The following is a 12763-nucleotide window of genomic DNA, read 5'->3' on the forward strand; positions in this document are numbered from 1 at the left end:
CTCCCTAGAATGTCGACATTAACATGATCAGGTGGGGATCCCGAGTGATCCCCGGTCATGTCCCTTATCTTCACAAGGAGTCTATATGAAGCGAATTATGCTATTCCTGGTGACCAACCTGGCCGTCATGCTGGTGCTGGGGGTGGTACTCAATATCCTGTTCTCGGTTCTGGGGATCAACAAGTCCAGCATTTCCGGGCTGTTGGTGTTCTGTGCCGTGTTCGGTTTTGGGGGTTCCTTTATCTCCTTGCTGATGTCCAAGTGGATGGCCAAGCGCAGCTATGGCGTCCAGGTCATCGAGCAACCCCGTAACGAGACCGAGCACTGGCTGGTGAGCACTGTGGCCCGTCAGGCCCGCGAAGCGGGTATCAAGATGCCGGAAGTGGGGATCTACGACTCTCCCGAGATGAACGCCTTTGCGACCGGCGCTCGCCGCGATGATTCGCTGGTGGCTGTCTCCTCCGGCCTGCTCTACAGCATGAGCCGTGACGAGGCGGAAGCGGTACTGGCCCACGAGGTGAGCCACGTGGCCAATGGCGACATGGTGACCCTGACCCTGATCCAGGGTGTAGTGAACACCTTCGTGATGTTCTTCGCCCGTATCGTGGCTGGCGTGATCAGCAACTTCTTCAGCTCCAACAACGAGGAAGAGAGCAGCAGTACCGGCGGTTTTGCCTACATGATCACCGTGTTCGTGCTGGAGATGCTGTTCGGCATTCTGGCCTCCATCATCGTCATGTGGTTCAGCCGTCAGCGTGAGTTCCGTGCCGATGCCGGTGCCGCCAAGTTGGCCGGTCGCGACAAGATGATTGCCGCCCTTGAGCGCCTCTCCCGCGGTGCCGAGCCACAGCTGGAAGGCTCCATGATGGCTTTTGGCATCAACGGCAAGCGCTCCATGAGCGAGCTGTTCATGAGCCACCCGCCCATCGAGCAGCGTATCGCCGCCCTGCGTGGTTGATAGATACTGAATGACGGGGATACCCTGCATAAAAAACGGCTGCCTTCGGGCAGCCGTTTTGCTTTTCAGCGTTCTTTAAAGCTTGAAGTGCCCCATCTCCTGGCGCAGTACCCGTGACAGCTGCTTGAGCTTGGCCGCCTCTTGGGACACGTGGCGGGCGGCATCCCCCGACTGCTCCGAGAGGGAGGTGATGTTGCCGACGGTAGAGACCACCTCGTTGGCTGCGGTGGACTGCTCGCGCAGGGTGTGGCTGATCTCCCCCATCAGGCCGGTGAGGTTGGAGGCGTGGCTCTGGATGCTGGCGATCGCCTCGCCGGTCTGGTTGGCCAGCGTGACCCCGCGAGAGACGTTGTTGACCGTGTTCTCCATGCTGCGGATGGAGGCATCGGCCCCGCTCTGGATTTTGCTGATCATCCCGGTGATCTGCTGGGTTGAGGCCGCCGAGCGACTGGCCAGATTGCGCACCTCGTCGGCCACCACCGCAAAGCCGCGACCCTGTTCACCGGCCCGCGCCGCCTCGATGGCCGCGTTGAGGGCCAGCAGGTTGGTCTGATCGGCGATGCCGCGGATCACCCCGATGATCTCCGAAATCTGCTGGGTATGGCCGTTGAGCTCGGAAATGGTGCTGGCCGCATCCCCCACTGTGGTGGAGATATTCTCGATGCTGCCGAGAGTCTCTTTAATGACCCCCGAACCCTCCTCCAGGGTATTGGCGGAGACCTTGCTCAGCTCGTCGGCATGGGTGGCGTTGTCGGAGAGGTGGCTGATGCTCACCACCAGCTCCTCGATGGCGGCGGCCATGGTCTGGGTGCTGGTTTGCTGATCGGTGGCAAACTGGGCGGTCTGCTCGGCAATTTGGGCGATGCTGTCGGCAGAGTGGGACAACTCCTCGGTGGAGTGGGAGACCTTGGCGATGATCCCCTTGAGGGTGGTCTGCATACTGCCGAGCAGACCGATCAGGCTCTCTTTCGATCCTGGCGGCACCTTGATGGGGCGCGAGAAGTCCCCTTCCGCCATCATATGGAGATCGGTCTTGAGCTGCTCGACCGAGGTGCCCACCAGATCGAGCAGGGAGCGATAGGTGCGCCAGAGGAAGAACATCAACACCAGACCGAGGGCGATAAAGAGATAGCGCAGCATGTCGGTATTGGCGATGGCGCTCTCGACTGCCTCATGGTTGCGCTGCTCCATCATCACGTAGAAGTCATCGATGGGGGACATGATGCGCCCCTTGTTCTGGTGATAGGCTTTGTCATGCATCATGGCGATGGCTTTTTGCTGGTTGGCAACCGGATCGCCATCGGTCTGCTGCACCAGCTTGAAGGCGGCGACCTCGGTGTTGACCAGCGCATCCGAGTTGTTTTTGGCCTCGTTGAGCTTGGCGAGTTCAGCATCGGTGAAACCGGCATCCTTCATCAGATCGATCAGGCCGCGGCGAACATTGCTGTCGGGGCGAGGATTCTGGCCGTTGGCCGCGACAAAATCCCAATAGATACGGTTGTAGCCATCCGGTCTCGGCTGTTCGCCGTTGCGAATGGCCAGTATCCGCATGTACTGCTGCTCGTAGGCTGGATCCTTGGTGATGACGTAGGTGCGACCGAGTCGGGTCATCGGAGGATTGGCGCAGCTCGTCGGCCAGCAGGTAGGAGAGATATTGTTGTCGATAACTCTCTTCCAGTTGTTTACCCGCCCAGCTGTAGGCGAAAAACACCAGTGACAGCAGGATCAGGGTGATGACGGAGAGCAAGAGGTTGAGTTGAAAGGCGGGTTTGTTCTGTTCCATGGTTTGAGCGTCCTTATTCTCACCGGGTAACCCCCTTGGTCAGACGGCAAAGGCCGCTACGTCGGAGGGGTTTTGTTGTTATTGCTGTGAGTATAGAAGTCATCGTCGGCATGGTTGCGCAGGCGGGGCGAGAAAGAGACGAGAATGGAGGAACCGCGGGTCGACAGGGGGGAAAAGGTCGGCCAGGATCGGGGCCCAGCCAGCCTTTTCGTGGCTCGATCACCTTATTTGATGACGATGTCTGTGAGCGGCACGGCGCAGCAGGCAAGGATCTTGCCCTCTGCCCGCTCGGCGGCGGTGATGGCGGGGGCGTCGGGGTGATCCACCTCGCCCGAGATCAGCGTCTGTTTGCAACTGCCGCAGATGCCGGCGCGGCAGCTCCATGGCAGCTCTACACCTTGCTTGTTGGCCTGATCCAGCACTGTGCCCTGATTGTTGCCGGTAAAGGCTTGGGCGCCGATACGCAGTTGCACCGCCTGATGGGGGCGGGCCACCGAGAGAATGGCGCCGCCAAAACTCTCCTGTCTGATCCGTGCGGTCGGAACGCCGAGGGCCGCAACTTTGGCGGCAGCATCGGCCATAAAACCGTGGGGGCCACAGATAAAGACCTCTTTTTCGGCCAGCCCTTTGATCCGTTGCAGATGCTCATCATTGAGTCGTCCTTGCAGCCCCTGCCAGTGGCTATCTGGCTGGCTAAGGATCAGGGTGAGGGTCATCCCCTGCTGCGCCATGGCATGCAGTTCGCTGGCGGCGGGTATGTCCGCTTCGCTGCGGCACAGGTGCATAAAGTGAACCTCTTCCAGTTCCCCGCGTAGCGCCAGGGTGCGCGCTATCGCCAGCATGGGGGTGACGCCGGAGCCTGCGGAGAGCAACAGTAGGTTGCGCTCGGACCCTAAGTGAAACTCGCCAGCGGGGTTGGCGGCCAGCAGCCGGTCGCCCACCTGCAGTTGCTGGTGCAGCCAGTGGGAGATGCGACCCCCCTCTACCTTCTTGACGCTGATGCTGTAACGCTCCGGATGATCTGGCGTGGAGCTCAAGGTATAGCGCCGCTGGATCCGTTCATTTTTGATATCGAGACTGATGGGCAGATGCTGGCCCGGCAGGTAGTCGGGCAGGGGCTCGCCATCGGCGGCTTCGAACCAGAAGGTCTCCAGATCCCGCGCCAGCGGTTCGCGGGCCACGCAGACCAGCTCCCGCTTCTTCGGTGCGGCGGCGGGATAGACCACCGGTCTGGTGCGCTCCAGCACCTCGATCTCGCTGCCAGCCTCAATCCACCCTTCGTTCAGGGCGATCAGGTTCTGGCCGAAGTAGACCTCGCCATCCTCGCCACGGCGGTAGCGGGTAAGGGTGGCCAGCGGCTCTTTCAGGGCGTTGAAGCGATCGGTGCCTGCTTCCACCGTGGTCATGATGCAGCGGCTGCAGGGCTTGACCACCTTGAATTCCACTTCGCCGATGCGGATGCGCACCCAGCTGTCCTCCTCGAAGGGCTGGGTGTTGCTTGCCACCAGATTGGTGCGGAACTGGCTCATCTGGTGCAGGGCATCGGAGCGCAGATTGAGATCCTCAAGGGAAGCCTGGCTTATCAGCAGCAGCGGATAACCGTCGGCAAAGCTGACCCGGGTGCCGGTCTTTTCGCGAAAACGATCCGAGGTTTCACCCAGCCAGAGCAGTTGCACCGTTTCCCCTGCCACCCGGCTTAGCCACCCATCGGCTTTGGGGTCGGTGTGCAGGGCGGTGAAACGGTCGCTCCAGACTCCGGTAGCTTGCGGGGCGCGGCTGAAGTCGGCCTCTTGCAGGGTGAGGGGTTCAAAGCCCGGATAGCGCAGTTGCAAGCCCCCTTCGATGGGGGTAGCCACGACCTGTTGCAGTTGGGGATGGGTTCGGGCGGTGATAAAGGTGCCGTCCGGTTTGACCACCATGTAGCGGCGATCCCCTGCCAGTCCCTCTTCGGTCACCCGGGCGCGAGCCAGCGGCATACCTGCAGTCGATTTGATGGGGTAGAGGTGAATGCTGTCTAGCCTGGGCATCTTCATATCCTTGTGACGCGGCGTGATCGCCTGGAAAAAGTGGAACATAACGGTTCCCCGGCGATCCGGCAATCCTTTCAAGGGGGCGGTCTATAGTTGGGAAAACAGAACAAGAGGGCATCGGGATGAAAATAAGCTGGTTGCTGGCGGGGAGCCTTTTTTGCCACGGGCTCTGGGCGCAGGAGCTGACCCTGACCACGGGAGAGTATCCCCCTTACTGCTCCGAGACGCTGAAATATCAGGGGCTTATCCCTCATGTGGTGAGCGAGGCATTCAAGAATGAAGGGGTGAGCGTCAAGTTCCAGTTTCTTCCCTGGAAGCGGGCCTTTCGCTTGTCGGAGGAGGGGGTGGTGGATGGCACTGTCCACTGGTATGAGTCGAGCGAGCGGCACAAAACCCATCTCTACAGCGATCCCATCCTGAGCGAGACCTACGTCTGGTTCTATCTCAAGTCCGATCCGCTGGAATGGCGTGGCTATCAGGATCTGGCGGATCGCAAGCTGGCTGCGGTCAGTGGCTATACCTACAATGCAGATTTTTTTGCAGCCATCGCGCAGGTGCCGCTGCAGGTGCAGTTCGTCACCCGGCTGCGCCAGAGTTTCGATCTGCTGCTCTCCGGCCGCGCCGACCTGACGCTGGAGAACATCGATGTTGGCTACTACTCCCTGCGTCAGTTCTACCCGGCCAGCACGGTCGATCTCTTTGCAACCCATTCAAAACCCGTGATGAAAGTTGAAGGTCACCTGCTGATCAGCCGCAAGCGTGCCAACGCTGACGAGCTGATCAAAACCTTCAATCGGGGGCTCGCCAAACTGAAAGCCAGCGGTCAACTGGAGAAGATGTTACTTGAGTCACGTTCTGGTCTCTATGAACCATAAAGTGCAACATTTTTTGATCCTGATTCGCTAATCAGTACAAAAAAGCGGCCATTATCGACTCAGTTCCCAGTTTCTAACGCTTTCGCTTCTTCCCCATCCGGCCACCGTCCGCCTCGGCGACACGGTATCAAGCGCCATCGGGTGGGGCCTGTCACACAAAAAGAAGAAAGCAATGTATGAGCAAACAACTGGACATGACCCCATTGCCGGATCTCTCCCTGAAAACGGGAACAGGCCCGGTGCGTACCCGGCTACCCGTTTGGCGGCCGGCCCTGCCACCCTGCAATCACGCCTGCCCGGCCGGAGAAAATATCCAGGCCTGGCTCTCTTTGGCGCAGGCTGGCCGTTTTGAGGCGGCCTGGCAGACCCTGATCGAAGAGAACCCCTTGCCCGCCATTCATGGCCGGGTCTGCTATCACCCCTGCGAGAGCGCCTGCAACCGCGGTCAGGTGGATGAATCCGTCTCCATCCACGCCATCGAGCGTTTCCTTGGCGACGAGGCGCTGGCCCGTGGTTGGCAGCCTGCGCCACCTGCCCCTGCCAGCGGCAAGAAGGTGCTGGTCATAGGCGCTGGTCCCTCAGGTCTCTCCTGCGCCTGGCACCTCAACCGGCTTGGCCATCAGGTGGAGATCCGCGAAGCGGGGCCACTGGCGGGCGGCATGCTGCGTTTCGGTATTCCCGCCTACCGTCTGCCCCGCGATGTGCTGGATCGGGAGGTAGCCCGCATCGTGGCGGCCGGAGTGACCCTGACCCTCAACCACAAGGTGGAGGATGTGCTGCGCGAGCGCGATGAGGGGGGCTTTGACGCCGTCTTTATGGCCATCGGCGCCCATCTGGCCAAGCGGGTCGATATTCCGGCCCGGGAAGCGGGCAAGATCCTCGATGCGGTGAGTTTCCTCGAACAGGCCAGTCTGGCCGAAGAGCAGGGCTTGCCCCCCCCAAAACTGGGAAGGCGGGTAGCGATTTATGGGGGTGGCAATACCGCCATGGATGCGGCCCGTACCGCCCGTCGCCTCGGTGTGGAAGAGGCGATGATCATCTACCGCCGCGATCGGGACCATATGCCTGCCCACGCCTTTGAAGCCGACGAGGCCGAGGAGGAGGGGATCAAGATCAACTGGCTGCGTAGCATCCGCCAGCTCGACAACACCAATATCGAGGTGGAGGTGATGGCGCTGGATGCCGAGGGCAAACCGGTACCCACCGGCAAGTTTGAAACCCTTGAAGCGGACTCCCTTATTCTGGCGCTCGGTCAGGAGGTCGATCTCTCGGTGCTGGAGAGCATTCCTGGCGTGCGGGTCAACAAGGAGGGGGTAGTTCAGGTGGCAGGCAACCTGATGACGGATGTGCCGGGTCTGTTTGCGGGCGGCGACATGGTGCCCTCCGAGCGCACCGTCACCATCGCCACCGGCCATGGCAAGAAGGCAGCGCGCCATATGGATGCCTGGCTGCGCGGTCGCCACTACCACAAGCCGCTCTCCTACCCGCTGGTGGGGCCGGAGCAGTTGCAGCTCTGGTTCCAGACCCACGCCCCGGCCAGCAGCCAGCCGGTCAAACCGGCGTGGGCGCGAGATGACTTTGGCGAGATCATCGGCGGGCTGGATGAGGTGGCCGCCCGCTACGAGGCGGCGCGCTGCTACTCCTGCGGCAACTGCTTCGAGTGCGACGGCTGCTATGGCAGCTGCCCCGAGCAGGCCATCGCCAAGCTGGGGCCGGGCAAAGGTTATCAGGTGGATGCCGAGCGCTGCACCGGCTGCGGTGCCTGCCATGACCAATGCCCTTGTCACGCCATCGAGCTGCGCCAACCGGAGGAGTCCCAATGAAACATGAACTGATCATGGTCGACGGCAACGAAGCCGCGGCCCGGGTGGCCTACCAGCTGAGTGAAGTGTGTGCCATCTACCCCATTACCCCGAGCTCGACCATGGCCGAACTGGCCGATGCCTGGGCGGCAGAGGGGCAGACCAACCTGTGGGGCAACATCCCCACCGTGGTGGAGATGCAGAGTGAAGGGGGGGCGGCCGGTACAGTACACGGCGCCCTGCAGGCGGGGGCGCTCGCCACCACCTTCACCGCCAGTCAGGGGCTGATGCTGATGCTGCCCAACATGTACAAGATCGCCGGTGAATTGACCTCGGCGGTGTTCCATGTGGCGGCCCGTTCGCTCGCGGCGCAGGGACTGTCGATTTTTGGCGACCATCAGGACGTGATGGCGGCGCGCAGCACCGGCTTTGCCATGCTCGCCTCCGGCTCGGTGCAGGAGGCGCAGGACCTGGCCTTGGTCGCTCACAGCGTCACCCTGCAGTGCCGGGTGCCCTTTATCCACTTCTTCGACGGCTTTCGCACCTCCCACGAGGTGAACAAGATCACCGCCCTGCATCGGGATGAAATTCGTGCCCTTATCGACAACGACTGGGTGCGTGCCCACCGTGCCCGGGCGCTGAACCCGGATCATCCGGTGATGCGCGGCACCGCCCAGAACCCGGATACCTATTTCCAGTCCCGCGAGAGCGTCAACCCCTTCTACGAAGCGGTACCTGTGCGGGTGCAGCAGTGCATGGACAACCTCGGCGAGCTGACCGGCCGCCACTATCGACTGGTGGAGTATCACGGCGCGCCTGATGCCACCGACGTCATCGTGCTGATGGGCTCGGGGGCGGCTACCGCCCGTACCACCGTGGATTGGCTCAACCAACAGGATCGCAAGACCGGGGTGCTGGTCATTCGCCTCTATCGCCCCTTCCCGGTACAGGCGCTGCTCGACGCGCTGCCGCAGAGCGTGCGGCGCATCGCCGTGCTGGATCGCACCAAGGAGCCTGGGGCGGGCGGCGAGCCGCTGCTGCTGGATGTGCAGAGCGCGCTGATCGACGGTTTGCAGCGCGGTCTTATCAAGCGGCTGCCCTGGCTCAGTGGCGGTCGCTATGGCCTCTCCTCCAAAGAGTTCACCCCCGCCATGTGCGCGGCGGTGTTTGAGGAGCTGGCATCGGATGCGCCGCGTCCGCGCTTTACCGTGGGGATTGTGGATGATGTGTCGGGGCTCAGTCTGGCCTGGCACCCCATCGGCGATCTGGAGCCCGCCAGTCGGGTGCGGGCGCTCTTCTTCGGCCTCGGTGCCGACGGCACAGTCGGCGCCAACAAGAACAGCATCAAGATCATCGGCGAGCTGGAGGGGTTCCACGCTCAGGGCTACTTCGTCTACGACTCCAAGAAGTCGGGCTCGCGCACCGTCTCCCACCTGCGCTTTGGCCCCGAGCCCATCGATGCCCCCTGGCTTATCGAGCAGGCGAGCTTTATCGGCTGCCACCAGTGGGGTTTTGTCGAGTCGGTCGATCTGCTGGAGCATGCCGCCGAAGGGGCGACCCTGCTGCTTAATGCCCCCTATGAGCCTGAGCGGGTCTGGGCCGAGCTGCCCGAGCGGCTGCGCGCCCGCATCCGCGCCCTCGATATCCGCCTCTACTGCATCGATGGGGATCGGGTGGCCGAGCGCAACGGCATGGGCAATCGCATCAACACCATCATGCAGACCTGCTTCTTCGCGTTGGCTGGCATCTTGCCGCGGGATGAGGCGATTGCGCTGATCAAGGAGAGCATCGAGAAGAGCTATGCCCGCAAGGGACCCGAGGTGGTTGAGCGCAACTTCGCGGCGGTGGACGACACTCTGGCTCATCTCCATCAGGTGGCCATCCCGGCCGGTGAGGAGCAGATCAGCGACTATCCGCTGCCATTGGCTCCCGGCGGCAGCGAGTTTGTCCAGCGGGTGACCGGCGAGATGCTGGCGGGGCGTGGCGATCTGATCCCTGTCTCCATGCTGCCGGTGGATGGTACTTACCCCACTGCCACCAGCCGCTTCGAGAAGCGCGATATAGCCCGCGAGATCCCGATTTGGCATTCGGATATCTGCATCCAGTGCGGCAACTGCGTCTTTGTCTGCCCCCACGCAGCGCTGCGGGCCAAGTTCTACCATCAGGACTGGCTGGCGACCGCCCCCGAGGCAGCGCAGTCGGTGCCCGTCACCGCCAAGGGCTTCCCCGACAGCCGCTACACCTTGCAGCTCTACCCGGAAGATTGCACCGGTTGTGGCCAGTGCGTGCAGGCTTGTCCGGTGCGGGCCGGAGCGGATGAGAGCCATGAAGGCGAGCGCGCCATCGCCATGATGGACAAGGCCCCCCATCTGGCTGGTCAGAAGCAGGCGCTGCGCTGGTTCGAGAGCCTGCCGTGGCCTGCCCGCGAGCGGGTGGATTTCTCCACGGTGCGCGGCACCCAGTTCCTCGAACCCCTGTTCGAGTTCTCCGGTGCCTGCGCCGGCTGTGGCGAGACCCCCTATCTCAAGCTGCTGACCCAGCTGTTTGGCGACCGCATGTTGGTGGCCAACGCCACCGGTTGCTCCTCCATCTACGGCGGCAATCTGCCGACCACCCCGTGGGCCAAGAACGGCGAAGGGAAGGGGCCGGCCTGGTCGAACTCCCTGTTTGAGGACAACGCCGAGTTTGGCTTTGGCTTCCGTCTCACCGCCGATCAGCATCACGGTCAGGCGGTGGCGGCCCTCGAAGTGATGAAGGGGGAGCTGGGCGCCGAGCTGGTCGATACCCTGATTAGTGCCCCGCAGCGGCTGGAGTCGGAGATCCGCGCCCAGCGCACCCGGGTGGCGCAAGTGCGGGAGCGGCTGGAAGAGGTGAAATCCGGCAAGGCCCGCGAGCTGCTGTCGCTTATCGATCAGCTGGTACGCCGTTCGGTCTGGATCATCGGCGGGGATGGCTGGGCTTATGACATCGGCTCATCGGGGCTCGACCATGTGCTCGCCTCCGGGCGCGATGTGAACGTGCTGGTGATGGATACCGAGGTCTACTCCAACACCGGTGGCCAGATGTCGAAATCGACCCCGCTCGGTGCCGTCGCCAAGTTCGCGGCGGGGGGCAAGACGCTGGCCAAGAAGGATGTGGCGCTGCAGGCCATCTCCTACGGCAACGTCTATGTTGCCCGCATCGCCTTTGGTGCCAATCCGCAGCAGGCGCTGCAGGCCTTGCGTGAGGCCGAAGCCTATCCGGGCCCGTCGCTTATCATCGCCTACAGCCACTGCATCGCCCACGGCATCGATATGGAGTTTGGCCTGACCCAGCAAAAACGCGCTGTGGCTTCCGGTCACTGGCCGCTGATGCGCTACAACCCGGTACTGCGTAGTGCGGGGCAGAACCCCTTCAGCCTCGACAGCCTGCGTCCCTCCATTCCCCTCTCTGAATACCGGCAGGAGGAGACCCGTTATCGGGTATTGGCCCAGAGCCATCCGGAGGAGGCCGAGCGGCTGATGCAGGTGGCGCAACAAGTGGCGTGGCAGAAGTGGGCCACCTACGAGGAGATGGCTACCCGCGAAGCCAGCCATTTCCATCCGCCGGTGTGAGAATGGGTGAGTGAAATATAACCAAGCGGGCCATTGGCCCGCTTTTTACAAGTTCATTGGTTACCTATATAAGAATGTTGTTCATCGCTAAGATCCTGAAAATTTTGAATAATAATGTTGATACTTTACATTAGTATGGGCAGGATCTCAGGATAGATAACATGTTGTTATATATCTTTTTATGCCATTAATTATGAGTTCAAATTTAAAGCTGAATTGTGGTTTTTACTAAGTGTTTTATTTTGGCTGTTGGCTTAATATTTGGAGGGGTGATGGAGTTACTTGATAGTTTATTGCAATGGTTAAACGTCAATTGGCGTGCAGTTATAGCGACAATTAGTTTTATTTTGTCTGGCTACTTTGCATACCAAAAAATTGGTAACAAAATAGCGATATCATATCAGGTGCGAAATGGTGGTTACTGTGATGAGCAAATCAATAACATTGTAATATCAAACCGAAAAGATAAAACAATATCGATATGGTCGATAGATGCAGTGATAGAAAATGACATTCAATTTGAGGTTTATAAACCAGAAGCACCTCTGATATTAAAGTCTGGTGAATCTGTGAGTGTGTCGCCCCAGCTTTATTCATACTTAAACTTAGAGGGCGACCGATTTAATCCAGAGCTTCTACGCGAATTCAACTTCGAAGTGCGACACTCGCCTATGCCGCCTGACGGTACTCTTCGAATACCTTGACAGGCTGCCTGAATCCGAGACATTTCCGAGGTCGTAGGTTGAGCCACTGCTCCGCTCTCCTGACATCCTCGTCCGTGACCTCTCTCAGGTCTGTTCCCTTTGGGATAAACTGCCTCAACAGCCCATTGCTGTTCTCGTTCAGACCGCGCTCCCACGAAGAGTAAGGGTGCGCAAAGTAAGTCTCGGCACCCAGCGCTTCCTCTATCGCCTTGTGTTCGGCAAACTCGCCGCCGTTGTCAAAGGTGATGGTATGCACCTGCTCGATGTAGGGAGTTAACATCTCGATTATCGCATCCCGCACCACCCCAGCCTGTTTGCTCGCGACCCGCTTGACCAGATAGAGCCGGCTCTTGCGCTCCACCAGGGTGACCAGTGCACCTGTGCCTTGCTTGCCCAGCACCGTGTCCGCCTCCCAATCACCGAGCCGCTCCCGGCTATCGACGATAGCCGGCCGTTCATCAATAGAGCGGGCTTCCTTGATGGGAGAACGCAGGCTGCTCGCCCCCTTGCGGTAGCGCTTGTGGCCCTGGCGCAGATGGCGGTACAACTGGCCACCCCGGGCTTTGTCGGCGGCCACATGGCGGTATATCCACTCGTGACTCACCATGAGGCCTATCTGCTTGCCCACCGCGCTTATCTGCTCCGGGCTCCACCACCAGGCGAGTGTCAGCTCGACAAACTGGATGACATCGGCAGATAGCCGAGATTTGGCCGCACTGGCCCGTCGGTGGGTGGCGTGCTGATGCGCATTGTCTGGCTGGTAGCCCTGCGGCCCGGCGTTACGACGCAGCTCCCGGTAGAGGGTGGAGCGATGAACGCCAATGGCGCGTGCGGTGGCAAGGATGGACATCCCCTGTGCGCGAAGCACCGATAACTGGTATCGTTGCCCCTCGGTCAACTGCTGATAGCTCATGGTGATACTGCTTTTACTTTGGCGAGCAGAAGGGTACCACCAATCAGCAGTTGGCCACCTCTCGCCATTCATCCATGAGTGTCGCACTTATTATCTGAATTCCCG

General features: G+C 60.7%; 7 protein-coding genes and 1 pseudogene. 5 read left to right on the forward strand and 3 right to left on the reverse strand.

What is annotated here, in order from left to right; translation table 11 throughout:
• Positions 1-85: 85 nt before the first annotated feature.
• Complete coding sequence (gene htpX, locus AB5Y67_RS11695; RefSeq protein WP_005337890.1) at positions 86-958, forward strand: protease HtpX; 873 nt, start codon at positions 86-88, stop codon at positions 956-958.
• 75 nt (positions 959-1033) lie between these two features.
• On the opposite strand, the pseudogene AB5Y67_RS11700 reads toward htpX, so the two are convergent.
• Positions 1034-2741: pseudogene (locus AB5Y67_RS11700) on the reverse strand (methyl-accepting chemotaxis protein).
• 224 nt (positions 2742-2965) lie between these two features.
• On the reverse strand, positions 2966-4816 hold the full coding sequence (locus tag AB5Y67_RS11705) for a hybrid-cluster NAD(P)-dependent oxidoreductase (protein ID WP_325793708.1): 1851 nt from the start codon (positions 4814-4816) through the stop codon (positions 2966-2968).
• 77 nt (positions 4817-4893) lie between these two features.
• On the opposite strand from AB5Y67_RS11705, the gene AB5Y67_RS11710 reads away from it, so the two are divergent.
• From AB5Y67_RS11710 to AB5Y67_RS11725, 4 genes are all read left to right on the forward strand, one after another.
• Positions 4894-5646, forward strand: a complete 753-nt coding sequence (locus tag AB5Y67_RS11710) for a substrate-binding periplasmic protein (protein WP_368207796.1) — start codon at positions 4894-4896, stop codon at positions 5644-5646.
• Positions 5647-5822: 176 nt separating this feature from the next.
• A complete protein-coding gene (locus tag AB5Y67_RS11715; protein ID WP_150999041.1) occupies positions 5823-7469 on the forward strand; it encodes an NAD(P)-binding protein in 1647 nt (548 codons plus the stop codon).
• Positions 7466-11041, forward strand: a complete 3576-nt coding sequence (gene nifJ / locus AB5Y67_RS11720; RefSeq protein WP_325793711.1) for a pyruvate:ferredoxin (flavodoxin) oxidoreductase — start codon at positions 7466-7468, stop codon at positions 11039-11041. The genes AB5Y67_RS11715 and nifJ overlap by 4 nt, the downstream gene beginning before the upstream one ends.
• A gap of 272 nt (positions 11042-11313) precedes the next feature.
• Positions 11314-11745: a hypothetical protein gene (locus AB5Y67_RS11725; protein ID WP_368207799.1), complete on the forward strand. Its 432-nt coding sequence runs from the start codon at positions 11314-11316 to the stop codon at positions 11743-11745.
• Here the strand turns inward: AB5Y67_RS11725 and AB5Y67_RS11730 are convergent.
• Entirely contained in the window at positions 11711-12658 is a 948-nt protein-coding gene (locus AB5Y67_RS11730) for an IS30-like element ISAs2 family transposase (RefSeq protein WP_019706001.1), read from the reverse strand. The two genes, AB5Y67_RS11725 and AB5Y67_RS11730, sit on opposite strands and share 35 nt — an antisense overlap.
• Positions 12659-12763: the final 105 nt, after the last annotated feature.

Origin of the sequence: Aeromonas sp. s12 (genome assembly GCF_040907925.1) — a bacterium.
GTDB classification, from domain to species: Bacteria; Pseudomonadota; Gammaproteobacteria; order Enterobacterales; family Aeromonadaceae; genus Aeromonas; species Aeromonas veronii.

What these genes read in the sequence shown, in the direction of transcription:
- nifJ (WP_325793711.1), top strand. Translation starts at nt 7,466, where the DNA reads ATGAAACATGAACTGATCATGGTCGACGGCAACGAAGCCGCGGCCCGG.
- AB5Y67_RS11730 (WP_019706001.1), bottom strand. Translation starts at nt 12,658, where the DNA reads ATGAGCTATCAGCAGTTGACCGAGGGGCAACGATACCAGTTATCGGTG.
- htpX (WP_005337890.1), top strand. Translation starts at nt 86, where the DNA reads ATGAAGCGAATTATGCTATTCCTGGTGACCAACCTGGCCGTCATGCTG.
- AB5Y67_RS11710 (WP_368207796.1), top strand. Translation starts at nt 4,894, where the DNA reads ATGAAAATAAGCTGGTTGCTGGCGGGGAGCCTTTTTTGCCACGGGCTC.
- AB5Y67_RS11725 (WP_368207799.1), top strand. Translation starts at nt 11,314, where the DNA reads ATGGAGTTACTTGATAGTTTATTGCAATGGTTAAACGTCAATTGGCGT.
- AB5Y67_RS11715 (WP_150999041.1), top strand. Translation starts at nt 5,823, where the DNA reads ATGAGCAAACAACTGGACATGACCCCATTGCCGGATCTCTCCCTGAAA.
- AB5Y67_RS11705 (WP_325793708.1), bottom strand. Translation starts at nt 4,816, where the DNA reads ATGTTCCACTTTTTCCAGGCGATCACGCCGCGTCACAAGGATATGAAG.